Genomic DNA, 24434 nt, shown 5'->3' with positions numbered 1-24434 from the left:
CACGCGCCGGCCGGGGACCGGCGCGCGGCGCACAGCGCGTGCACCGAGTGCACCCAGGAGTTAACACGCCGTCGGGTTGGCCGCCCGAAAACGGTGGGAAGGCTTCCCCGGTACTCGGCCCGACCACGGCTCGCGCAGCACATCCCAGGTGCCCCCGATCCGAGCACGAACCCCCCGCGCACCTGCCATTCGAGTCCATTCGAGTGAACGCGGACAGGAGCGGCCATGCACACAGCCCGCCAGCCGACAACTGAGCAGCTACAAAGGACGCAACCCCACCATCGCGGCGCGCGCGGTCAGCCCTTCACGCCCACGCCGCGGTCCGCGCATGCCGAGCTCCAGCCCCCAGGTGATTCCATGATCGGTCGCATTCCCGTCCTGGACGTCCGTCCTCTCGTCGACTGCGGCAGACGGCCGGCCAAAGCCGTCGCAGGTGAGACCTTCCAGGTCAGCGCCACCGTCTTCCGCGAAGGCCATGACGCGGTGGCAGCCAACGTCGTCCTCGCCGATCCGAGCGGACGGCCCGGTCCCTGGACGCCGATGCACGAGCTCGCCCCGGGCACGGACCGATGGGGTGCCGATGTCACCCCGTCCGCCGAGGGCCACTGGACCTACACCGTCGAGGCGTGGAGCGATCCGGTCACCACCTGGCGCGGGAACGCGCAGATCAAGATTCCCGCCGGCATCGACACCGAACTGGTCCTCGCCGAGGGGGCCGAGCTGTACGAGCGGGCCGCCGACGGCGTACCGAAGCGGGACGGGCGCGAGGCGGTTCTGGCCGCGGTCGACGCCCTGCGCGACACCGAGATGCCGCCGGCCTCCCGGCTCGCCGCCGCGCTCACCCCCGAGGTGAACGAGGCGCTCGGCCGTCATCCCCTGCGCGAGCTGGTCACCGCCTCCCGCCCGATGCCCCTGACCGTGGAGCGCAGGCGCGCGCTGTACGGCTCCTGGTACGAGCTGTTCCCGCGGTCCGAGGGCGCGAGGCCGGAGGCGGCCGCCCCCGTGAAGCCCTCGCGCAAGCCACGCGCCACGAAGGCGTCCAAGGCCGCCGCGGGCTCTCCGGCTTCCCCGACCTCCGCGGCCGCGAAGAAGCGCGCGGCCGTGCAGGCGGAGCTGCCCGCACAGCCTCCGCGGATCGTCAGCGGCACCTTCCGCACCGCCGCGGAGCGGCTGCCGGCCGTCGCCGCCATGGGGTTCGACGTCGTCTACCTCCCCCCGATCCACCCCATCGGCACCTCTCACCGCAAGGGCCCCAACAACAGCCTCTCCCCCGGCGCCGACGACCCGGGAGTGCCCTGGGCGATCGGTTCGGCCGAGGGCGGTCACGACGCCGTGCACCCGGAGCTCGGCACGCTCGAGGACTTCGGCTACTTCGTCGAGACGGCGCGCACCCTGCGGATGGAGATCGCGCTGGACTTCGCGCTCCAGTGCTCCCCGGACCACCCCTGGGTGACGGAACACCCCGAGTGGTTCCACCACCGGTCCGACGGGTCCATCGCCTACGCCGAGAACCCGCCGAAGAAGTACCAGGACATCTATCCGATCGCCTTCGACAAGGACCTGGGCGGCATCGTCGCGGAGACCGTGCGCATCCTGCGCTTCTGGATGGACCACGGCGTTCGGATCTTCCGCGTGGACAATCCGCACACCAAGCCGGTCATCTTCTGGGAGAAGGTGATCGCCGACATCAACCGCACCGACCCCGACGTGATCTTCCTTGCCGAGGCCTTCACCCGCCCCGCGATGATGCGCACGCTGGCCGCGGTGGGCTTCCAGCAGTCGTACACGTACTTCACCTGGCGTAACAGCAAGCAGGAAATCACCGAGTACGTCCAGGAGCTTTCGGGCGAAAGTTCCTCGTACATGCGGCCCAACTTCTTCGTGAACACCCCCGACATTCTTCCCGGTTACCTCCAGGACGGCGGCCGTCCGGCCTTCGAGGCGAGGGCTGTGCTCGCCGCGACGCTGTCCCCCTCCTGGGGCGTGTACGCGGGCTTCGAGCTGTGCGAGAACACCCCGGCGCATCCGGGGAGCGAGGAGTACCAGGACTCGGAGAAGTACCAACTCAAGGTCAGGGACTGGGAGTCGGCGGAACGTGAGGGCCGCTCGCTGGCACCCCTGATCACCACCCTCAACCGGATCCGGCGTCGCCACCCGGCGCTCCAGCAACTGCGCGACGTGCACTTCCACTCCGTCGACAACGAGGCGCTGATCGCTTACAGCAAGCGCTGCGGTTCGAACATCGTTCTGGTGGTCGTCAACCTCGACCCTCACCACACCCAGGAGGCCACGGTCTCGTTGGACATGCCGCATCTCGGCCTCGACCGGCACGAGAGCGTGCCGGTGCGCGACGAGCTCACCGGCGCCACCTATCACTGGGGCAGGACTTTCTATGTGCGTCTGGAGCCGGGTGTGACGCCCGCGCACGTCGTCGTTCTGCGACCGTCCCCGCCGACCGGAGGGTCACCCACGCCATGATCGTCAATGAGCCCGTCCACGACCTGTTCGAGGACACTCCCGCCAAGGACCGCGATCCCGACTGGTTCAAGCGCGCCGTCTTCTACGAGGTACTCGTCCGGTCCTTCCAGGACTCCAACGGCGACGGCGTCGGCGACCTGAAAGGTCTCACCGCCAAGCTGGACTACCTGCAGTGGCTCGGTGTCGACTGCCTCTGGCTGCCGCCGTTCTTCAAGTCACCGCTGCGCGACGGTGGTTACGACGTCTCCGACTACACCGCCGTGCTGCCGGAGTTCGGCGACCTCGCCGACTTCGTGGAGTTCGTCGATGCCTCGCACCAGCGCGGCATGCGCGTGATCATCGACTTCGTCATGAACCACACGAGCGACCAGCACGACTGGTTCCAGCAGTCCCGCACGGACCCGGACGGGCCGTACGGCGACTACTACGTCTGGGCGGACGACGACAAGCAGTTCCCGGACGCCCGGATCATCTTCGTCGACACCGAGACGTCCAACTGGACCTTCGACCCCGTGCGCAAGCAGTACTACTGGCACCGGTTCTTCTCGCACCAGCCCGATCTCAACTACGAGAACCCGGCCGTGCAGGAGGAGATCATCTCGGCTCTCCGCTTCTGGCTGGACCTCGGTATCGACGGCTTCCGCGTCGACGCGGTGCCGTACCTCTACCAGCGCGAGGGCACCAACTGCGAGAACCTCCCCGAGACCCACGACTTCCTCAAGCGGGTCCGCAAGGAGATCGACGCCAACTACCCGGACACGGTGCTGCTGGCCGAGGCCAACCAGTGGCCCGAGGACGTCGTCGACTACTTCGGCGACTTCCCGGCCGGCGGCGACGAGTGCCACATGGCGTTCCACTTCCCGGTCATGCCGCGGATCTTCATGGCCGTACGGCGCGAGAGCCGTTACCCGGTCTCGGAAATCCTGGCGAAGACCCCGGCGATCCCGTCCGGCTGCCAGTGGGGCATCTTCCTGCGCAACCACGACGAGCTCACGCTCGAGATGGTCACGGACGAAGAGCGCGACTACATGTACGCGGAGTACGCCAAGGATCCGCGGATGCGGGCCAACATCGGCATCCGCCGTCGCCTCGCGCCCCTCCTGGACAACGACCGCAACCAGATCGAGCTGTTCACGGCGCTGCTCCTGTCCCTGCCCGGCTCCCCGATCCTCTACTACGGGGACGAGATCGGGATGGGTGACAACATCTGGCTGGGCGACCGCGACGCCGTACGCACCCCGATGCAGTGGACGCCCGACCGCAACGCCGGCTTCTCCTCCAGCGACCCGGGACGGCTCTACCTCCCCACGATCATGGACCCGGTCTACGGCTACCAGGTCACCAACGTCGAGGCGGCGATGGCCTCGCCCTCGTCGCTGCTGCACTGGACGCGGCGGATGATCGAGATCCGCAAGCAGAATCCGGCCTTCGGTCTCGGCTCGTACAGCGAACTGCCGTCGTCGAATCCCGCCGTGCTCGCGTTCACCCGCGAGTACAAGGACGATCTCGTGCTGTGCGTCCACAACTTCTCGCGGTTCGCGCAGCCCACGGAGCTCGATCTGCGGGCGTTCAACGGGCGTCATCCGGTGGAGCTGATCGGCGGGGTGCGCTTCCCGGCCGTCGGTCAGTGGCCCTACCTGCTGACTCTCGCGGGGCACGGTTTCTACTGGTTCCGGTTGCGGAAGGAAGCTCCGGTCAGCTGACCGGAGCTGACGGACAGTTGACGGCGCCTCACTTTCCGGCGCCACCCGCGGGGCGGTTTCCGCCGCCCCGCACGGGGCACTCTCCCCACATATCGAGCTCTTCAGGGCTCCTGGAGCCCTTCGGGCCCATTTGTCGAGTCCGTACGGACTTTCCTCACCCGACACGTCCCGCACAGCCGGACAGCCATTGCCGCAATCCGGGACACTCTTCGCATCCTGTGGTGTGCCCGGGGAAAGGACGCGATGCCATGTCGGAGGCTGCATCCACTCGAGTCGCCCTGGCCAAGAGCACAGCGAGAATCGCAAAGAGAAGAACGAACACGCGGACGACGGCGCTTCTCCCGTCGCTCACCCCCCTGCTCCACGAATGGCTCCCCCGGCAGCGGTGGTTCGCGGGCAAGGGACGGCCGGTCACCGGCTTCTCCCTCGTGGCGGCGACCGAGATACTGCCTCTGGACACAGCCGGTGCGGGCCCCGGACTGCTGCATCTGCTCGTCCGGGCCCACCAGCCGGACACGGCCGCCCAGGCGCACGGCGACTGCTACCAACTCCTGCTCGGTGTGCGCACCGCCCTGCCCACGCGGCTGGCCGCAGCCCGGATCGGCCAGGTCACGGACGGCCCGCTGGCGGGCCGCACCCTGTACGAAGGGCTGCACGACCCGCGCGTCGCCGATCTCCTGCTGGAACGGCTCCGTCGCCCCGGGACCCTCGGCCCGCTCCGCTTCGACCGGGCGGCGCCGATCCCCGAGGGGCTCGCCCCCCGTTTCCTGGACACCGAGCAGTCCAACTCCTCGCTCGTCTACGGGGACGCCTACATCCTGAAGATCTTCCGCCGGGTCTTCCCCGGCGCGAACCCCGATCTGGAGCTGCCGCTCGCGCTCAGCCGCGAGGGCTGCGGGCGGGTGCCGGCGCCGGTCGCCTGGTTCGAGGCGTCGACGCCCGACACGGGCACCGGGGAGCCGCTGACTCTCGGGGTGCTGCAGCCGTTCCTGCGGGGTGCGCAGGACGGCTGGCAGCTCGCCCTCGCGTCGCTCGGCGCGGGGTGCGACTTCGTGCCCGAGGCGCATGCGCTCGGACGGGCCACGGCGGAGGTGCACACGGCGCTCGCCGCCGCTCTGCCCACGCCCGCTCTCGCCCATGCGCAGACCAGGCACCTGGTCGCGGGGATGGTCGAGCGGCTGGAGGCAGCCGCGGAGGCGGTCCCGGCGCTCGTGCCCTACGTACCGGGACTACGTGCCGCCTTCGACGCCGTCACCGCGCTGGGGCACACGGGCCGCAGCTGGGCGGCGCAGCGGGTCCACGGTGATCTGCATCTGGGCCAGACGCTGCGCGGGCCCGACGGTTTCTGGTCACTGATCGACTTCGAGGGGGAACCCGCCAAGCCGCTGCCGGAGCGCCGCAGCCCGCAGCCCCCGGTGCGCGACGTCGCGGGGATGCTCCGCTCCTTCGACTACGCGGCGCGCTCGCACCGCCCGTGGAATCCGGAGTGGGCGGCCCGCTGCCGCGCCGCGTACTGCGAGGGCTACGCACGGGGCGCGGGAACCGATCCCCGCAGCGAGCCGGAACTGCTGCGCGCCCATGAGACCGACAAGGCGGTGTACGAGGTGCTGTACGAGGCCCGGCACCGCCCCGACTGGCTGCCGGTCCCGATGGCCGCCATCCAGCGCCTGGCCACGACGACCGCGTGAGCCCGGCACCCCCGTCCCTCCCCTCCTCACCTCCTAGGAGGCAGTCCCTGTGACCGCCCGCAAGCCGTCCCGCAAGTCGTCCGAGCCCATCGAGGTCCCGGCCGCTCCCCAGCCGGTCACCACCGAGATCACCGCCCCTCAGCCGGTCACGGCCGACATCAAGGCCCCGTCCGCGACCATCGAGCCCGCCTCCGAGCCTGCGGCCCCCGTGTCCCCGGCAGGCCGCGCCAAGCGGTCCCGGGCCAAGCAGCCGGCGGCCGCCGCCAAGACGCCCAAGACGCCCAAGGCACCTAAGGCCCCCAAGGCCGACGCCGACGCCGACGCCGCCACCGCCACCGCCCCACCCCGCCCCCGGCGCGGCGGCGGCAGCAAGGGCGCCCTTCCGGCGACGGCCCTGGACGACGGGGACCGGGCCCGGCTGCTCGCCGGTGAGCACCACGCCCCGCACGATCTGCTCGGCGCGCACCTGACCCGCGGCGGGGTCGTGGTGCGTGCGCTGCGACCGTTCGCACGTTCCGTGACCGTCCTGGCGCAGGGTCTGCGGGCGGAACTGCAGAGCGACGGCGACGGCTTCTTCTCGGGTGTGCTGCCGACGCCGGCCGTCCCGGAGTACCGGCTGCTCGTCGCGTACGAGGACAACGAGACAGAGGTGGAGGACCCGTACCGTTTCCTGCCCTCGCTCGGCGATCTCGATCTGCATCTGATCGGCGAGGGCCGTCACGAGGAGCTGTGGCGGGCGCTGGGTTCGCAGCCGATGGAGCACCAGGGCGTCGCGGGCACGCGCTTCACCGTCTGGGCGCCGAACGCGCGCGGGGTCCGCGTCACCGGTGACTTCAACTTCTGGGACGGCACCGGCTTTCCGATGCGTTCACTGGGCTCGACCGGTGTGTGGGAGCTGTTCGTCCCGGCGGTCGGCGAGGGCACCCTGTACAAGTTCGACATCTGCCGCCCCGACGGTTCGCACACCCAGCGCTCCGACCCGATGGCCCGCTACGCGGAGGTACCGCCGGCGAACGCCTCCGTGGTCACCGCCTCGCACCACGAGTGGCAGGACGGCGACTGGATGGCGCACCGCGGCGACCGCCCGGTGCACGCGTCCCCGTTCTCCGTCTACGAGGTCCATCTGCCCTCCTGGCGGCCCGGCCTGAACTACCGTCAGCTCGCGACCCAGCTGCCCGCGTACGTGAAGGACCTCGGCTTCACGCATGTCGAGCTGATGCCGGTCTCGGAGCACCCCTTCGGCGGCTCCTGGGGCTACCAGGTCACCGGTTTCTACGCGCCGACGTCCCGGATGGGCACTCCGGACGACTTCCGCTTCCTGGTCGACGCGCTGCACGCGGCGGGCATCGGTGTCCTCATGGACTGGGTGCCGGCGCACTTCCCCCGCGACGACTGGGCGCTCGCGGAGTTCGACGGCCGCCCGCTGTACGAGCACTCCGACCCGAACCGGGCGGCGCACCCGGACTGGGGCACGCTGGAGTTCGACTACGGCCGCAAGGAGGTCCGCAACTTCCTGGTCGCCAACGCCACGTACTGGTGCGAGGAGTTCCACATCGACGGCCTGCGGGTCGACGCCGTCGCCTCCATGCTGTACCTCGACTACTCCCGCGAGGACGGCCAGTGGTCGCCGAACGAGCACGGGGGCCGGGAGAACCTGGATGCGGTCGCCTTCCTCCAGGAGATGAACGCGACGGTCTACCGGCGCAACCCCGGTGTCGTCACGATGGCGGAGGAGTCCACGGCCTGGGAGGGCGTCACCCGCGCCACGGAGCACGGCGGCCTGGGTTTCGGCCTCAAGTGGAACATGGGCTGGATGCACGACTCCCTCGTGTACATGTCCAAGGAGCCCATCCACCGCAAGTACCACCACAACGAGATGACCTTCTCGATGGTGTACGCGTACAGCGAGAACTACGTGCTGCCGATCTCGCACGACGAGGTGGTGCACGGCAAGCAGGCCCTGGTCAGCAAGATGCCCGGCGACTGGTGGCAGCGGCGCGCCAACCACCGCGCCTACCTCGGCTTCATGTGGGCCCATCCCGGCAAGCAGCTCCTCTTCATGGGGCAGGAGTTCGCGCAGGGCGCGGAGTGGTCCGAGGGCCACGGCCCGGACTGGTGGCTGCTCGACGAGACGTACGAGGCCTCCGGCGATCACCGCGGGGTACGCACCCTGGTCACGGACCTCAACGCGGTGTACGGGGCGCTGCCTGCGCTGTGGCAGCGTGACACGGACCCGGAGGGCTTCTCCTGGATCGACGGCGGCGCGGCGGAGGACAACGCGTTCGCGTTCCTGCGCTACGACGCGGACGGCTCGCCGCTGCTCGCGGTCTCGCACTTCTCCCCGGTGGTGCGGCACGACTACCGGCTGGGCGTACCGGGAGGCCCGGAGGCCTGGGTGGAGATCCTGAACACGGACGCGGCCCGGTACGGCGGCAGCGACGTCCGCAACGAGGACCCGCTGAAGCCGGAGGACGTGCCGGCCCACGGCAGGGAGACGAGCGTGACGCTGACGCTGCCGCCGCTGGCGACGGTGTGGTTCCGGCCGGCCTGACCGCCCGGAGACAGGTCGGAGGCGGGGCCCCGCGGCGCAGCCGCACGGGCCCCGTCCCTCACCGCTCACCGCTGCGCGGCCCGGGGGCGGGAACGTGGTCGCTCAGTCCCCCGTCACCCCGTCGGTACGCTCCCGCAGCAGGTCGGCGTGGCCGTTGTGGCGGGCGTACTCCTGGATCATCAGCAGATAGACCCAGCGCAGGCTCAGGGGGCGTCCGCCCGTGGACGCGAAGACCTCGTCGAGACCGTGCCCCGCCACCGCCGCGTCGCAGGCGGCGACTTCGGCCCTGAAGAGCCCGAAGTCCCGCTCCGCGCCGGCCGGGTCGACTCCGTCGAGGCCCTCGTTCCCGTCCGAGGGGCCCGCATGGACATCGCCGATGTCCTCCCCCCTGAACTGTCTCCGGAACCACCATCGTTCGACTTCCGCCATGTGCCGGACCAGGCCGAGGAGCGAGAGGCCCGAGGGCTCCACAGCCGGCCGGGCCAGCCGCTCCGGATCCAGTCCGGCGCACTTGGCCAGCAGGGTCTCCCGGTGCCGGGTCAACCAGCCCTCCAGCATGCGGCGTTCGTCCAGGGTGCCCAGATAGCCGAGCTGCGCCGTACGCTCCACCGGCGGTGCCGTCCATGTCATGGACTCATCCTCCGCACGACCGCACACGGGCACCAGCAGGCGCGCCTCGCCGACCGGATACGCTCCCGCCCATGACACAGCCCACGACGTCCGCGGCACGGACCGACGCGTCTCCGTCCGGCCCGAAGCAACTCTGGGGCGTCGCCACGGCCTCGTTCGTCGTCTTCCTCGCCTCCTGGGCCCTGAGCTGGATCAAGGCGTACGCGATCAACGACGACCTGCCCAACGCCTGCGGCGACGTGCGCAGACAGGTCTTCCCTCCTGAGGTGACGTGCGTATCCGGAAGCGGCGCGGTCACCGGTGCGAACGCGGGATGGATCGAGGTCCTCTTCTTCGCCTCGTTCGCGGTGGCGGTGCTGTTCGGGACCCTGGCCCTCGCGGTGACCATGGCCGTCCGCAGGAGGTGACGCGGAGGCTGCCGGCCCGTGCGTGGGCGTCTAGTCGCCGCGCACGATCTGCCGGGCCACCTGCCTGCGCGCGTCGGCGAGTTCCGCGGCGATCCGTTGCTCCCGGTCGTCGTCCGTCACCACGGCCGCAGGCATGACCGCGCCGACGAGCAGGCACTCGCGGCGCAGATGTGTCGGCGGATGGGTGTCGTCGACGCTGTGCCCCCTCCGGGCACCGACCCGCCTCTGCCTCTCGTACTCGTGCTCCGGGATCGACTCCATGTGTGCGGCGAGGAGCTCCCACAGGCCGTCCGCCCACTCCTCCGCCCGACCGGTGCCGCGCGGGCGGGTCCGGAGCTTGTTGCTCTCGCGCCACACGGTGGTGTCGGCCGAGTCCGCGACGAGCAGCCGGTCGAGGAAGGCCACGGCCGCTTCGGTGGAACCGGCGCGGGCGGCAACGGAGTCGGCGAGGTACTCGGCACGCTGCATGGAACGCAGAGTCAGCTGGTCGAGCAGCATCAGCATGCCGAGGACCAGCGAGCGGGGCACCAGGTAGACCAGGTTCGCCACCATCTCGAGCGGCGACGGATCCTCGGTCGGCTGGAGGTAGTAGTGCCAGATGGCCAGCGAACGGTACGCGGTCGCGAAGACGATTCCGCGCCGCGTGTCACCGTTGCTCGTTTCTCCTGCGTGTGTGCGCATCGGAGCCTGCTCCCCATCCCCACGGCCTCTCCCCGAGGCCACCCGTTTCCGACCCGGCGAAGCTGATCACGTGGACGGAGCCGAGTAAACCTCTGGGGCGGCCGGTGTTCGTGGCGTCCCGACGCCCGTACACCGGCCTGCCCGCCGCGCGGGGCTCAGACCGCCGCGAACACACAGCCGGCCCGCGGCCGGGGGCAATCGTCAGTCCACAATATGGACGCGCCTCGCATCCCTCTCGCCGCCGTCCTGTCCTGCCCCCGGCACTGCTCGCCACGATGGCAACCAGGCGCAAAAACATCAGAGTCGAGGAGCCCGCACAGCGCCTACGATCGTCCTCCCCCGCGCAGCGACGACAGGACCAGCCGCCCGTAACGCGTCGCGAGAGCACCGGCCGTCACGACCACCGTGATCCCGAGCGCAACGAGCAGGTGACTGACCGACTCGTCGCCGATGACCTGAAGCACACCTAGTGAGGTTCCGAGCGGCAATCCCAGGATCGTGAGCGCTCCCAGAGCGCCACTGATCTGCTGGCTCTCCTGCGTCTGCACCAAACGGCTGTAGTCTGCGGCTTCCGCCAGGATCTCGCCGAAGCGGTCGGGCAACCGGTGCTGATTCTGAAAGGCGAGGAGCAGTTCGTTGGCCGGGCCGTGTGCGGTCAGGTGCTGGCGCCAGTAGGTACTTCGGAAGACCGCGATGTTGCGCTCCAGAGTGGCGACTCTCCGTGCCAGGCGCCGGGTGTCGAAGACGTCCGAGAGCTCTTCGGTGAGTTCGTCGATGTGGTCGCGCTGCAGCGACCCGAGCAGCAAGGCGTCGAGGTACACGGTGCGTGAGTGCAGGGCTCCGAACGCGTAGAAGTCACCGTCCCCGGTGTCGGGACGGTGACCGAGGAAGGCGGCCCCCTGGCGCAGCACCAGAGCGCTCCAGTCCGCGGAAATGCGTACGGCGCTACTGAGCTCCACGGCGGCGGTTTCCGGGGCGAGCGGGAAGTCGGCGGGGGTCGAACGCGACGCCAGCTGCCAGAGCCAGCGGTCGGCGGTGTCCGGCAGCACCCCTTCGTAGCTCGCTCGGAGCGCGGGAGTGTGATCGGTCTCGGGGGTCAGAAAGGCAACGGTATAGGGACGGCTGATGGCGAACGTCCCTATACCGCTGGTTACTTCCGCGAGGCCTGCGAGGAGTACCCCCGGATCCAGCGGGCCTGTAAGCGCTGCGGTGTCGTGAGTGGCCGAGCGTCCGGCTATCGCACGCACCACCGGCAACAGCGGTCTGAAGACAGTGAAGTGAAAAACAGCGAGAGCGTGTTCAGGGTTGCGGGCCGTAGCGGTCCGAAGAAGCTCCATACCGATGAGGTGCAGGCCGTCGTGTACGACCGAGGCCGGCCGGTACCAACGGCGGGGTTTGCCAGGCGCGCCGTACAGGACGCGGGCCGAGGCAGGGGCGAAATACGTTGCCCTGGTCTCGGTATCGGTGCGGCGGCCACCCAGCTCGAACGGAAAGGGGCCATGATCCCAATGTGGGATCCGCAGCAGGCGCACGGGCACGACAACGGTCAGCTCCTGACGCGCGCCGGTGAGCGTCTCGAGTGGGAGTGACGACGTCATCCGTAGAACTCGGACGCGTCGGGCTGATCGAGGCGGATGACGAACTCTGCCCGGTCGGGGCTGACGTCCGAGACGTGGAATCGGACGCGTTCCCCTGTACGGATGGTCCGGAATCCCTCCGTCACGATCTGCCGGTAGTCGAAGCCGTAGTAACGCTGGTCATCGTCGTCCTGCACGATGTAGGAGCCGAGGGTTCCGTTCACTCCCCCGCCGCTTGATCGTCGGTCGACAATGGAACCGTGGTGCGGCTCTCCGCTCATGCTGTCGCCCCCTCGGTGCCCATGACGTCTTCCACGCATCGGAAACCGACCGCGTTACTCCCACCGCGCTTACGGTAGATGCCCTTGCTGCTCACCTGTACCGCGCGCATTGGATTGTCGTAGCTGCCACCACAGATGACGGCTTCACCAGGGTCGCCGAGGCTGGTGGACGTCCATTCCCAGCAGTTGCCCACCATGTCCGCGATGCCGAACGGAGAGAGATTGCCGGGCCGTTCGGCGGCAGGTGTCACCCACGCCCTGCGAACAGCATCACCCGCGAAGTCCTCGTACCACGCCTGGTACGTGACTACGGGATGCCCTACCCAGGAGTCCGCGCAGTTGACCAGACCGGCGTCGGGGGTGTCACCCCACGGGAACAGTCGACCATCTGTTCCCCGCGCCGCGGCCTCCCACTCCAGGGATGTAGGCAACCTCTTGCCCTCGAAGGCCGCGAAGGCATAGGCACTCCACCAGTTGACGCAGACAGCCGGGTACGCGTCGTACCGTGCGTCCGCGTAGTAGTCGGCTTCGCGCAACCGGTCGGTCCAGGGGCGGTGTGTGACATTGGCCGGCTGGTCGGGATGGTCCCATGGCGAGGTGCCGTCGTCGTCCAGCGCTTCGAGGAAGCGGCGATAGCGCGCCACTGTCACGGCGTTACGGTCGAATCGGACAGATCGTGGAACGCGGCGCAGAAGCAGCCGTTCCGCCGGGCCGACCAAGTACGACCCGGCCGGCAACACGCAGTCGTCGCTCACCGAAGTGGTGGCGAGGCCCGCGAGGAACGCCCTCACCTGCTCTGTGAGGAATGCACCGCCCGGTACGTCCGCTGCCGTGTCCCTGTGTTCGTCCTCGGCCAGGTAACGCGCGGCCAGCAGCTCCTGGTACGCCGTATGCGCGAAGGCAACGTGATCGGGCCCGACCTTCCGCAGCACGGGAGAGAGCACACAGGCGTCGAAGTCGAGCTGTCCGTCGGTGAACATCCCGGCACCCAGTGAGCGGTGCAGGTCGAGCAGGGAGAACACCGTCCGGTCTGTCAGAAAAGCATGCCCGAGGGAGACGAGCAGGTGCTCGTCGTCTGCCCGGCCGTGCGCGGCCAGGGTCCGGGTGATGTGCGCGCCAAGAATATCGGCAAGAGGACGCCCGGCAGGAAGCTCCAGCGAGGCGGTGAGCCGCTTCTCCAACGGTGTCGCTTCGGGTTCGGCAAGGCGGAGGAGGTGGAAGTGCGGGACCCTGGCCGGGTCGACTCCGTTTGCGTACATCTGCTCGACGAGCTGTTCGGAACGGCCTGCGCCGCTGTCCAACAGCTGGCGAACCTGTGGCGAGTCGGCGAGGAAGGACACACGCGAGCTCATGACCACCGCGGACTCGGCCGATAGCACGGCCGCGAGATCTACGAAAAGCTTCAGGAACCCGGCGGGGCTCGACTCTTCGACGCCCTCGTCGACGGCGTCGAGCACGCAGAGCGCGGTTCCTGAACGGATCAGGTAGAGGAAGAGGTCGTAGGCACGGGAGCGGTCCGACGCCATGGCCGGTGCCAGGAGTCGTGCGGCGTACTCCGAGAACGGCTCGTCCTTGGGTTTGAGCCCGAGGTCGAAGTAGAAGCGGAACCGGCGAGTTCCGGGGGTGACCGCGAGAGTGCGCAAAAGTGTGCTCTTCCCGCTTCCGGGACGGCCTGTGACGAGCACGTTGGCACTGCCCCGTGCGAGCCGGGTGAGCAGCTCTGCCGCGTCCTCGGATTCCGTCACCTGGGATTCGCCGGTGTGCGGGTCGGTGGACAGTACGGCGACACTGACCGGTGTCCGGGGTTCGGCTGGTCCGGCCGGGGACGAGAGAGCGCCGAGATGTGTTTCCAGGTCGACGATCGTGTCCACGAATCCGTCATAGCGGATGATCCGAAAGTCCAGCCCCAGCAGATCATGGAGTGCACCGGACGCCGTTCTGTCCGCGTCCTCCTCAAGAACGACGAATCTGGTGAGTTTGGGCAACCTCGTGCGCAGCAACTCCCCGCCGGTGGAGGCGAGAACTGTGCTCAGATCGTCCGCGTCCCGGGAGAGCATGAGTTCCACGTACTCCAGCCGCATTCCCGATTCACGGCAGAACAACTGGTAGACCGTGTCAGGGCTGAGTACGAAGCGTTTGGCCTGCCGATAACCCAAGGTGACGTACAGACCCGCCAGGAACTCGCAGCGCCGGGCCACCTCAGGAGCCACGTCCGGCTCTCCGCCGAGGAGAGCCGCACTCCCCGTGTTCGTGAACCAGACCAGCACATCGACGAGCCGGCGCACGGCCAGCAGTCCGTCCTCGTCGCTGATCTCGTATCCGTCGTGCGTGGAACGGTTGCGAAGGCGCCGGATGTCGTCGAGCGCATCCATCACCGTGCTGCTGCGGATATGCGGGCGGCAACGCTTGACCAGGTCGTTCAGCGCCTTGGTCGCAGGGTCACCCTCAAGGTTGTGGTGTCGCCACAGCTCCTTGAGAAGCCGTTCGGTCAGTTTGCCGACAAGCGCGACAGCATTCTCGGGATAGCCATCGTTGAGGGAGCGTAAGGGGCGCTCCAGGTCGAGCCCGAGGTGGTCCGCGATCCGCGAATGATCGTCGAGTTCCCCTCGAAGCCGACGCAGTCGTTCATCGACCACGGTGCTCACTGGCTACCACCTTGCTCGGCTCCCAATTGCCCGTGAACAAAGGCGAACCGGTCGGGGAACGTAAGGACGGGTTCGGGATGGGCGGCCCTCATCTCCTCGATCCCCTGCTCGATCTCGACGTCGCTGAACGTGGACAGCAGGGACATGTAGCGAGCACGAACCATGCCGAAGTACTTGTCGCGGTCGATGCGCAGTTCGTGCTCGACATGGGTCAGCCCGGCTTCCATGCCGGCGGCCGTCAGATGCTCCACGATGTCAGCCGGGTCCGGTTGGAGCTCCTCGAAGCGGGTGAGTGCCGCCTTGAACAACGGGTACCGGATCGTGGCCGGGAGCATCACCACCAGCAGACGCCCACCGGGTGCCAGCCGACCGGCCAGACCACGCAACGTCCGCGCCGGATCCGCGAGGTGGTGGACTGATTCCTTGAGCCACATCGCATCGAGCTGACCGTGCGGCAGATCGACGTCTCCGTCGGCGATGCCTTCCGCTGACGCGACGACCGGGTTCAGGTCGGCCAGGGGCGGGTTGCCGATCTGGCGCAGCATCGCTTCCGACGGGTCGACGCACAGGACAGGATGAGTGGGCATGACAGCCTTCACTACTTCCCGCGCGAAAAGGCCTGTGCCACAACCGATGTCGGCGATACGGTCAGATGCAGTCAGCCGCAGGGCTTCGACGATACGGGCCGCCATCCAGGGGATGTAGTCCGGCCCGTACACCCAGTGTTCGTCATAATCGGCGGCTAGTTCTTCGTAGTGCCCTTGCACATCGCGCCGCTCCACGGTCCCCCCTCGCGCGTCACCGGCCCTGGTGCGGTGGACAGTAAGAGGCTATCGCGGAGTGCGGGGACGACAACAGCGTGTAATACGCCGTTGCCCCTCGCCGATGCAGCGGCCTCCTGTCTCTGCCGATCTCGGTGAGACGCTCCGCCACCCGCAGCACAGAGCCTCACCCCAAGGCCTGTTCGAGCAGGCGGCCGCGGCCTTCAGCCTGCGGTGCGGTCCCGATCACCCGAAACCCTGCAGTGCCGCTACTACGCGTCCGAGTGCCCCGCGGAACTCGGTGAGACCACTGCCGCAGTCGCGGCATTCGTCGCCTACGCCAAGCACGCACCGGACTGCAGTGACTCGTTGGCCGTCGACCGCCACCTCGCGGCATGGCGAGCGTCCTCTTCCAGCTCGGCCGGAGAGCAGCCGGGCAGCCCGCCTCACACCGCCGCGAACACGTCCTCCAGCTCCTGCAGCAGCCGCCGCTTCGGGCGGGCGCCGACCATCGACTTCACCGGTTCGCCGTCCCGGAACACCATCAGCGTCGGCATCGACAGCACCGCGTAGCGGCTCGTGATACCGGGGTTGGTGTCCACGTCCAGCTGGACGACCTTGATCCGGTCGGCCTCCTCCGCCGCGATCGCGCTGAGCACCGGGGCGAGCTGGCGGCAGGGGCCGCACCAGTCCGCGGTGAATTCGACCAGGACCGGGAGGTCCGCTCGCAGGACCTCCTCGTCGAATGTCGTATCGGTGATCTCGGCGACACCTTCTGCGTGGATCATCTGTCATCCTCCAAGTTCACATCGTGGTTCGGGGCCGCCGGGACGCTCGGCCGCCGCCTCCAGTTCGGCGCGGGCGAGCTGTGCGCCCACCTCGGTACGCACCGTCCGCAGCTGCCCGATGAGCGAGTCGAGCTCGTCGAGCTTGCGGCGGTAGACGGCCAGGGACGCGGGGCAGGCGTCGCCCGCCGGGTGGCCGGCGCGCAGGCAGTCGACGAAGGGGCGGGTCTCCTCCAGGTCGAACCCGAAGTCCTGAAGGGTCCGGATCTGCTGGATCAGCCGCAGGTCGCCCTCGTCGTACGTGCGGTAGCCGTTCTCCGCGCGGCGTGCGTGCAGCAGGCCGCGTGACTCGTAGTACCGCAGCGTCCGTGTTGTCGTCCCGGCGCGTTCGGCCAGTTCCCCGATTCGCATACGCCGACGGTAATCCTTGACGTCGGCGTCAAGGCAAGGCACCGGACGGGAGGGGTGCCCGGCCGACCGGTCGGGAAGTGGAGCGGCCAGGACCATTGACGGTTGCCCCGGGTGCATCTAAATACCTGTGAGAGCGCTCTCAAAAGCAACCTTCCCAGCACGCCCCCACCGGAGGTTCCCTTGCGTACGAGCCGCACGATCCCCCACAGACGTACGACCGTCCTCTCCGCCCTGACCGCCCTGGCCCTCGCCCTGGCCGGGGTGATCACCGTCGCCGGATCCGGGCCCGCCCGCGGTGACGTGCCGACCACCCCCGGGTGGAACCTGCAGTGGAGCGACGACTTCAACGGCGCGAACCGCAGCCTGCCGTCCTCCGCGAACTGGCAGATCGACACAGGGCACGGCTATCCCGGCGGCCCCGGCAACTGGGGCACCGGGGAGGTCCAGAACTACACCGCGAGCCCTGACAACGTCAGCCTCGACGGCAGCGGCAACCTGCGCATCACGCCGCTCCGCGACGGGGCGGGCAACTGGACGTCCGGCCGCATCGAGACCAGGAGGGCCGACTTCAAGGCCCCGGTCGGCGGCACCCTGCGCATCGAGGGCCGCGTCCAGATGCCGAACGTGACCGGCAACGCCGCCCTGGGCTACTGGCCCGCCTTCTGGGCGCTCGGTTCCCCGTACCGCGGCAACTACTGGAACTGGCCGGGTATCGGCGAGTTCGACATCATGGAGAACGTCAACGGGATCAACTCCGTCTGGGGCGTGCTCCACTGCGGGGTCAACCCGGGCGGCCCCTGCAACGAGACCACCGGCCTCGGCAACAGCCGAACCTGCCCCGGCGCCAGCTGCCAGTCCGCCTTCCACACGTACCGCTTCGAGTGGGACCGCGCCGTCACCCCCAACGCCCTGCGCTGGTACGTGGACGGCCAGCTCTTCCACAGCGTCACCCAGAACCAGCTGGACGCCGGGACGTGGGCGAACATGACCGACCACGCCGGGTACTTCCTCCTGTTGAACCTCGCGATCGGCGGCGCCTTCCCGAACGCGCTCGGCGGCCCGACCCCGACCGCCGCGACAGTGCCGGGCCGCCCCATGCTGGTGGACTACGTGGGCGTCTGGACCAAGGGCGGCGGCGGAACCACCGACCCGCCGCCCACCGACCCGCCGTCCGGCTCCTCCACCCTCGCCCTGCGCAGCGGCGGAGGTCTCGGCGCCGCCCAGTCCTCGGCCTCGTCGGTGACGGTCGCGTCGGCGGGCGGCGGCAACTACGACGGCACCCCGCACAGCCCTCAGACCTTCACCGCGACGGGCATCACCCGGGCGTACGACGGAGGGGCCACGCAGTTCGACGTGTTCGCGGACTCGGGCACCACCGTCGCCAACGGACAACAGGTGCGGGTGAGTTACGACCGCACGGGTGACGGGACCTGGGACCGCACGGAGACGTACAACTACTTCGCCACCGATCCGGTCAACGGGTACGAGCACTACACCCAGGCCAAGGGCCTCAAGTCCTCCACCGGCAGCCACGGCAACCTGGCCAACGGCACGGTGAAGGTCGAGATCTGGAACGCCATCGGCAACGGTACGGGCACGGTGGGCGTCGGCAACCAGTCGGTCGTCCGCATCCCGTTCGGCTGAGGACCAAGGTTCCGCGCCCTGTGGAACGCGTCCCGTGTGCAGGCCGGTGAGACGGTCACCGTCCCCCGGGGGCCGGCACGAACACCCTGTACCCGGGAACGCGGGCGCGGCCGGTACGGAACACCGCACCGGCCGCGCTCACGTACCCGAGTCCTACGCCTTCACCAGCGAGGGCCGCTCCTCGCCGCCGTCCCTGGCGTCGGGGACATGCGGGTCCGGGACGTGCGGCTCCGCGGGGCCCTCGTCCACGATCATCTTCTCGTCGAACGGCAGGTGGCCGGAGAGGACCTCGTCCACCCGCGCCCGGTCGATCTCCTTGGTCCAGGTGCCCACCAGCACCGTGGCGACCGCGTTGCCCGCGAAGTTGGTCAGGGCGCGGGCCTCACTCATGAAGCGGTCGATGCCGACGATCAGGCCGACGCCGTCGACCAGTTCGGGACGGTGGGACTGCAGGCCGCCCGCGAGGGTGGCCAGTCCGGCGCCGGTGACGCCCGCGGCGCCCTTCGAGGCGATCACCATGAAGATCAGCAGCGAGATCTGCTCGCTGATGCTCAGCGGGTCGCCCGTCGCGTTGGCGATGAAGAGCGAGGCCATCGTCAGGTAGATCGCGGTGCCGTCGAGGTTGAAGGAGTAGCCGGTCGGCACGGTGATACCGACGACGGGCTTGCTGATGCCCAGGTGCTCCATCTTCGCGATCAGCCGCGGCAGGGCCGACTCGGAGGAGGAGGTGGAGAGGATCAGCAGGAACTCGCGGCCCAGGTACTTCAGCAGGGAGAAGATGTTGAGCCCTGCCACCACCCGCAGGATCGCGCCCAGGATCACGAACACGAAGAGCGCGCAGGTGACATAGAAGCCGACCATGATGATCGCGAGCGACTTCAGCGCGTCCACGCCGGTCTCGCCGACCACCGCCGCGATCGCTCCGAACGCGCCGACCGGGGCCGCCCACATGATCATGGCGAGGATGCGGAACACGAGGCGCTGGATGTGGCCGATGCCGCGCAGGACCGGTTCACCGGCCGAGCCCATGGCCTGCAGGGCGAAGCCCGCGAGCAGGGCGATGAGCAGGGTCTGCAGGACCTCGCCCTCGGTGAAGGCCGAGACCATGGTGGTCGGGATGACGCCGAGCAGGAAGTCCACCGTGGACTCGCTCGCCCCCGCCGCCTGCTCCTCACCTGCGGCGCGTGCCGCGTCGGTGAGGTGGAGGCTGGAGCCGGGCTCCAGGATGTTGCCGACGACCAGGCCGATGGCCAGGGCGACGGTCGACATCACCAGGAAGTAGCCGAGGGCGAGACCGCCGACGGCGCCGACCTTGGCGGCTTTGCGTACGGAGCCGACGCCCAGCACGATCGTGCAGAAGATGATCGGCGAGATCATCATCTTGATGAGGTTGACGAACCCGGTGCCGATGGGCTTGAGCTCCACGGCCACGCCCGGGGCGACGAAGCCGACCGCGATGCCCAGCACCACGGCGGCGATCACAGCCAGGTAGAGATAGTGCGTTCGGTCCCGTCGTGCGACTTTCTCTGCCACGGTGGTCTCCTCGGAGTTGCGGTCGCTCCCCCGTCCCAGGGGGCCCCGGTGACTATCCACTCCCCTGTGACCGCGGTCACCCTTGCGTTCATATCGTTCACGGACGCTTTCGAGCCACCTTGGGCCGGTGGGTCCCGCCGTGCAGACTGGGGCCATGCGCCTGTCCCGTACGCTCCCCCGCAGCCTGGCCGGCCAGCTCTTCGCGATGCAGGCCCTGCTCGTGGCCGCGGTCGTGGCCGGGTGCGCCTTCTTCGCGTACGCCTCCGGCCGGGCACAGGCGGAGGAGACCGCGGACCGGCAGGTACGGGCAGCCGCCCTCGCCATGGCCGGATCCCCGTCCGTGCGGGAAGCGATCCGCACCCCGGACCCCACCGCCGTGCTCCAGCCGTACGCGGAGCGGGTCCGCGCGGACACCGGGATCACCTTCGTCACGATCATGGATCCGAACCGGGTGCGCTGGACCCATCCGCACCCCTCGGAGATCGGCAGGACGTTCATCGGGAACACCGCCCCGGCCCTGCGGGGTGAGACCTTCACGGAGACGTACACCGGCACACTGGGGCCGTCGATACGGGTCGTCACGCCGATCCGTGACGGGGACCGGATCGTCGGCCTGGTCAGCGCCGGCATCACCGTCGACCGGGTCTCCAACCAGGTACGCGAACAGCTCGGCGCCCTGGGCATGGCGGCGGGCGCGGCACTGGCGCTCGGCGGGCTCGGCACATACGTGATCAACGCCAGGCTGCGCCGGCACACCCACGGGATGAACGCACGCGAGCTGGGCCGGATGCACGACTACCACGAAGCCACCCTGCACGCGGTGCGTGAGGGGCTGCTGATGCTGGACGGACAGCGCCGGATCGCGCTGATCAACGACGCGGGCCGGGAGCTGCTGGGCCTGGCACCGGGGTCGGTCGGGCGGAAGGTCGACGAGCTCGCCCTCCCCCCGCCGCTGACCGGGGCCCTCCTGGCGTCCGAGCCGCGGGTCGACGAGGTCCATCTGGCCGCGGACCGGGTCATCGTCCTCAACACCAGCCCCGTCGTGGGCGGGGAGAAGCGCGGCACGGTGGTGACACTGCGGGACCACACGGAGCTGCAGGCCCTGTCGGGCGAGCTCGACTCGGAGCGCGGCTTCACGCAGGCGCTGCGCTCGCAGGCGCACGAGGCGGCCAACCGGCTGCACACCGTGGTGTCGCTGATCGAGCTGGGCCGGGTCGAGGAGGCGGTCGACTTCGCGACGGCGGAACTGGAGCTGGCGCAGGTCCTCACCGACCGGGTCGTCGGGGCGGTCGCCGAGCCGGTGTTGGCCGCCCTGCTGCTCGGCAAGGCCGCGCAGGCCAACGAGCGCGGTGTGGAGCTCGTCCTCGCGGAGGACAGCCTGATCGACGACGGGGCGCTGCCGCCGGCTCTCGCGCCGCGTGATCTGGTGACGGTCCTGGGCAATCTGATCGACAACGCGGTGGACGCCGCGTCGGAGACGGGAGCGGGAGGCGGCGACGTGCCCGTACCCGCCCAGCGCGGCGCGACGCGGCCACGGGTCACCGTCACCGCGCTCACCGACGGCGGTGAGCTGCTGCTGAGGGTCGCCGACACCGGGCCGGGCGTCGGCCCGGACGACGTGGACGAGGTGTTCCGGCGCGGCTGGACGACGCACGGGGCGGACCGCGGGCTCGGGCTGGCGCTGGTGCGTCAGGCGGTCCTGCGCAACGGCGGGACGGTCGTCCTCGGCCGGGGGGAGGACGGCGGCGCGGAATTCACGGTGCGGCTGCCCCTGACCGGCCGGCCGGCGCAGGCGGTCCGGGCATGATCCGGGTACTGGTCGTGGAGGACGACCCCGTGGCGGCCGACGCCCACCAGCTGTACGTGGGCCGGGTACCCGGCTTCGAGGTCGCCGCCGTCGCGCACACCCGGGCGGAGGCCGTGCGGGCGCTGGACCGGATGCCGGTGGATCTGCTGCTGCTCGACCTGTACCTGCCCGACGGGCACGGGCTCCAGCTCCTGCGGGCCCTGCGGGCGGCCGGGCACGGTGCGGATGTCATCGCGGTGACGTCGGCGCGCGATCTGGCGGTGGTGCGGGAGGGCGTGTCGCTCGGGGTCGTGCAGTACGTGCTGAAGCCGTTCACCTACCCCACCCTCCGCGACAGGCTCGTGCGCTACGCCGAGTTCCGGGCGGCGGCCGGTGAGGCGAGCGGCCAGGAGGAGGTGGACCGGGCGCTGGGCGCCCTGCGGATCGCACACCCGGCGGCGCTGCCCAAGGGACTGAGCGGTCCGACGCTGGAGGCGGTGACCCGGGCCCTGCGGGAGTCCCCGGACGGGGTGACGGCGGCGGCCGCCGCGGAGGAGCTGGGGATCTCCCGGATCACCGCACGCCGGTATCTGGAGCATCTGGTGACGGCCGGCCGCGCCGAGCGCCGGCCGAGCTACGGCCACGTGGGACGCCCGGAACTGCGGTACCGGTGGGTGGCCGAAACTCGCTGACCGTTCGAAGATCGAGGAGCGCCCTCTCCTAGGAGGATCATACGAAGGGTGAACTGTTAGGAACAGCCTGTAGCCAGGCCCTTCCCGTGCTCCTACGGTGGGGCCGTGCAACCCACTCCGCCCTTCAATGCCCCCGCCGCGCGCCGTCTGCGTGAGGCACTGGGAATGGCTCCCGGCCATGTTGCGTACGGCCTCGGCGCCCAGTACGGAATCCAGATCACCGCCGAGACCGTGATGGCATGGGAGCGCGGTGTCGCCCTGCCCGGCGAACGCGAACTCATGGCGCTCGCCGGTGTGCTGTGGTGCGCGCCCGGTGAACTGCTGGCCGCCGCAATCACGTTGCGCGAGCACCGGCTGGCCCGGGACATCACCGTGGACGACCTCGCGCGGGAGCTCGGGACGACCGGTGCCGCGTATCTGCGGATGGAGGATTCGGGCCGCTGGCGCGGCAACGAACGCCAGGCCATGGCGCTCTGCGAGGCCCTGGACATGTCGGCCGCCCAGTTCGTCACGGCGACCGGCCGCAACGAGGAGCTGGCGGAGCTGCTGAACAGGGCGGTGACGACGCGCTGGCAGGCGTACGTCCGGCCGGTGGCCAAGCTCGTACCGCTGGACCGGGTCCTGGTGCAGGACGTGCTGCAGCAGCTGCAGAGCGACTACCAGGCCCTGATGGTGACGACGCTGAGCTGGGACAGCACGGGCCGGGAACGGTCCGGGGCGTCGGGCGACGCCGGGCGGGCGTTCCTGGACCGGGTGGTCGAGCAGTTCTGGCGCACGGCCGGCATCTGAGCCCGGCCGTGCGGCCGGTCCGCGCCGTGTTCCGGCAACCGGAACACGGCTCCGGCCGGAGGACCGGCCCCGTTCCGGTCAGAAGACCGACTCGGCCTCGTACATGCGGTCACTGGGCACGGTCTTCAGGCGGGTGACGGCGTCGGCGAGCGGCACCATGGCGATGTCGGAGCCGCGCAGGGCCGTCATCCGGCCGAAATCGCCGCGGTGGACGGCCTCCACCGCGTTCCACCCGAAGCGGGTCGCGAGCACCCGGTCGTACGCAGTCGGCGTGCCGCCGCGCTGCACATGGCCGAGAATGACCGGCCGGGCCTCCTTGCCGAGCCGCCTCTCCAGCTCGACGGCGAGGCGGTTGCCGATGCCCTGGAAGCGCTCGTGGCCGAACTGGTCGATCTCGCCCTTGGCGTACGCCATGGAGCCCTCGGCCGGGTGCGCGCCCTCGGCGACGCAGATGACGGCGAACTTCTTGCCGCGCGAGAAGCGCTCCTCGACCATCTTGACGAGGTCCTCGACCTGGAAGGGCCGCTCCGGGAGGCAGATCCCGTGGGCACCGCCGGCCATTCCGGACTCCAGCGCGATCCAGCCCGCGTGGCGGCCCATCACCTCGACGACCATGACCCGCTGGTGCGACTCGGCGGTCGTCTTGAGGCGGTCTATGGCCTCGGTGGCGACCCCCACGGCCGTGTCGAAGCCGAAGGTCCGGTCGGTGGCGGAGATGTCGTTGTCGATCGTCTTCGGGACGCCCACGACGGGCATTCCGGCGTCCGAGAGCATCCGGGCGGCGGTGAGTGTGCCCTCGCCGCCGATCGGGATGAGGGCGTCGATGCCGTAACGGCGGGACAGCTCCTCACAGTTCTCGGCGGCCTCGCGCAGCCGGTCGCGCTCCAGCCGGGCGGAGCCGAGGATCGTGCCGCCGCGTGCCAGGATGCCGCTCACCGCGTTGAGGTCGAGGGGCCGGTAGTGCCCGTCGAGCAGGCCCTTGAACCCGTCCTCGAACCCGATGACTTCATCGCCGTGACCCACGACGGCACGGTGCACGACCGACCTGATCACGGCGTTGAGGCCTGGGCAGTCTCCGCCTGCGGTGAGAATTCCGATGCGCATCGTGCTCTGTCTCCTGCTCGCTGGGGCCATGCATTTCGGGGGCCGCTCGACAAACCCCCGTACCGTGAGCCACGACGATTGTCCCACGCCCGGTCCGGCACTCGCGCTTCCGACTGCTCCGGTCTCACGCCGGGGACCGCTCGGTCTCACGCCTGCGACCGCTCCGGTGCGGTGCGGCACGGGTCGTGGGCGGGTCCGGCAGGGGCCGGCGACGGCCGTGCGCGGGTGCCGCCCGGCGGGCGATTTACCCGTCTCGGTAGGTATCGTCAAGAGGGCAATGCCAGCCAG

Annotated in this window: 19 protein-coding genes; 9 read left to right on the top strand and 10 right to left on the bottom strand. The window is 69.7% G+C overall.

The genetic code is table 11. The features are described from left to right. Positions 1–357: 357 nt before the first annotated feature. The 4 genes from ACFW9O_RS29760 (at position 358) to glgB (ending at position 8420) form a co-directional block, all read left to right on the top strand. On the top strand, positions 358–2478 hold the full coding sequence (locus ACFW9O_RS29760) for an alpha-1,4-glucan--maltose-1-phosphate maltosyltransferase (protein ID WP_384613557.1): 2121 nt from the start codon (positions 358–360) through the stop codon (positions 2476–2478). Continuing rightward, entirely contained in the window at positions 2475–4181 is a 1707-nt protein-coding gene (treS, locus tag ACFW9O_RS29755) for a maltose alpha-D-glucosyltransferase (RefSeq protein ID WP_351168766.1), read from the top strand. Before ACFW9O_RS29760 ends, treS begins: the two co-directional genes overlap by 4 nt. A gap of 248 nt (positions 4182–4429) precedes the next feature. Continuing rightward, positions 4430–5869, top strand: coding sequence for a maltokinase (locus ACFW9O_RS29750; protein ID WP_384613555.1), 1440 nt, complete (start codon positions 4430–4432; stop codon positions 5867–5869). Positions 5870–5918: 49 nt separating this feature from the next. After that, the gene (gene glgB / locus ACFW9O_RS29745; RefSeq protein WP_384613554.1) at positions 5919–8420 is read left to right on the top strand and encodes a 1,4-alpha-glucan branching enzyme; all 2502 of its coding nucleotides are present in this window, start codon (positions 5919–5921) and stop codon (positions 8418–8420) included. 102 nt (positions 8421–8522) lie between these two features. Here the strand turns inward: glgB and ACFW9O_RS29740 are convergent, their stop codons facing one another. Further along, complete coding sequence (locus ACFW9O_RS29740) at positions 8523–9050, bottom strand: DinB family protein (protein WP_384613552.1); 528 nt, start codon at positions 9048–9050, stop codon at positions 8523–8525. Between the two features lie 71 nt (positions 9051–9121). On the opposite strand from ACFW9O_RS29740, the gene ACFW9O_RS29735 reads away from it, so the two are divergent. Continuing rightward, positions 9122–9457 carry a hypothetical protein gene (locus ACFW9O_RS29735; RefSeq protein WP_384613550.1) on the top strand — a complete coding sequence of 112 codons (336 nt, stop codon included), beginning with the start codon at positions 9122–9124 and terminating at the stop codon, positions 9455–9457. A 30-nt stretch (positions 9458–9487) separates the two neighbouring features. On the opposite strand, the gene ACFW9O_RS29730 is transcribed toward ACFW9O_RS29735, so the two are convergent. The 7 genes from ACFW9O_RS29730 to ACFW9O_RS29700 all read right to left on the bottom strand — a co-directional run bounded on the left by ACFW9O_RS29730 (position 9488) and on the right by ACFW9O_RS29700 (position 16598). Beyond that, positions 9488–10138: a hypothetical protein gene (locus tag ACFW9O_RS29730; protein ID WP_384613549.1), complete on the bottom strand. Its 651-nt coding sequence runs from the start codon at positions 10136–10138 to the stop codon at positions 9488–9490. 323 nt (positions 10139–10461) lie between these two features. Beyond that, positions 10462–11676: a hypothetical protein gene (locus ACFW9O_RS29725; RefSeq protein WP_384613547.1), complete on the bottom strand. Its 1215-nt coding sequence runs from the start codon at positions 11674–11676 to the stop codon at positions 10462–10464. Between the two features lie 56 nt (positions 11677–11732). Further along, positions 11733–11939, bottom strand: coding sequence for a hypothetical protein (locus ACFW9O_RS29720; protein WP_384613545.1), 207 nt, complete (start codon positions 11937–11939; stop codon positions 11733–11735). 53 nt (positions 11940–11992) lie between these two features. Further along, the gene (locus ACFW9O_RS29715) at positions 11993–14641 is read right to left on the bottom strand and encodes an SUMF1/EgtB/PvdO family nonheme iron enzyme (RefSeq protein ID WP_384613544.1); all 2649 of its coding nucleotides are present in this window, start codon (positions 14639–14641) and stop codon (positions 11993–11995) included. Beyond that, on the bottom strand, positions 14638–15423 hold the full coding sequence (locus tag ACFW9O_RS29710; RefSeq protein WP_384613542.1) for a class I SAM-dependent methyltransferase: 786 nt from the start codon (positions 15421–15423) through the stop codon (positions 14638–14640). Before ACFW9O_RS29710 ends, ACFW9O_RS29715 begins: the two co-directional genes overlap by 4 nt. Positions 15424–15848: 425 nt before the next feature. Beyond that, the gene (trxA, locus tag ACFW9O_RS29705) at positions 15849–16190 is read right to left on the bottom strand and encodes a thioredoxin (RefSeq protein WP_384613541.1); all 342 of its coding nucleotides are present in this window, start codon (positions 16188–16190) and stop codon (positions 15849–15851) included. A 3-nt stretch (positions 16191–16193) separates the two neighbouring features. Beyond that, positions 16194–16598, bottom strand: a complete 405-nt coding sequence (locus ACFW9O_RS29700) for a MerR family transcriptional regulator (protein WP_329207224.1) — start codon at positions 16596–16598, stop codon at positions 16194–16196. A 180-nt stretch (positions 16599–16778) separates the two neighbouring features. On the opposite strand from ACFW9O_RS29700, the gene ACFW9O_RS29695 reads away from it, so the two are divergent. Then, complete coding sequence (locus ACFW9O_RS29695) at positions 16779–18242, top strand: glycoside hydrolase family 16 protein (RefSeq protein WP_384613539.1); 1464 nt, start codon at positions 16779–16781, stop codon at positions 18240–18242. Positions 18243–18395: 153 nt separating this feature from the next. Here the strand turns inward: ACFW9O_RS29695 and ACFW9O_RS29690 are convergent, their stop codons facing one another. Beyond that, a complete protein-coding gene (locus ACFW9O_RS29690; protein WP_351168750.1) occupies positions 18396–19775 on the bottom strand; it encodes a cation:dicarboxylate symporter family transporter in 1380 nt (459 codons plus the stop codon). Between the two features lie 154 nt (positions 19776–19929). On the opposite strand from ACFW9O_RS29690, the gene ACFW9O_RS29685 reads away from it, so the two are divergent. The 3 genes from ACFW9O_RS29685 to ACFW9O_RS29675 all read left to right on the top strand — a co-directional run bounded on the left by ACFW9O_RS29685 (position 19930) and on the right by ACFW9O_RS29675 (position 23042). Further along, positions 19930–21582 carry a sensor histidine kinase gene (locus ACFW9O_RS29685; RefSeq protein WP_351168748.1) on the top strand — a complete coding sequence of 551 codons (1653 nt, stop codon included), beginning with the start codon at positions 19930–19932 and terminating at the stop codon, positions 21580–21582. Beyond that, positions 21579–22253 (top strand): response regulator, encoded by a 675-nt coding sequence (locus ACFW9O_RS29680; protein ID WP_351168746.1) that lies wholly within the window; start codon positions 21579–21581, stop codon positions 22251–22253. The genes ACFW9O_RS29685 and ACFW9O_RS29680 overlap by 4 nt, the downstream gene beginning before the upstream one ends. 165 nt (positions 22254–22418) lie before the next feature. Further along, the gene (locus ACFW9O_RS29675; protein ID WP_384613599.1) at positions 22419–23042 is read left to right on the top strand and encodes a helix-turn-helix domain-containing protein; all 624 of its coding nucleotides are present in this window, start codon (positions 22419–22421) and stop codon (positions 23040–23042) included. Positions 23043–23120: 78 nt separating this feature from the next. Here the strand turns inward: ACFW9O_RS29675 and ACFW9O_RS29670 are convergent, their stop codons facing one another. After that, positions 23121–24146, bottom strand: a complete 1026-nt coding sequence (locus ACFW9O_RS29670; protein WP_351168744.1) for an ATP-dependent 6-phosphofructokinase — start codon at positions 24144–24146, stop codon at positions 23121–23123. Positions 24147–24434: the final 288 nt, after the last annotated feature.

The organism is Streptomyces sp. NPDC059499, from assembly GCF_042749285.1.
Lineage (GTDB): Bacteria > Actinomycetota > Actinomycetes > Streptomycetales > Streptomycetaceae > Streptomyces.
Note: the sequence above shows the minus strand (reverse complement) of the source record. Positions and strands in the feature narration are given on the sequence as shown.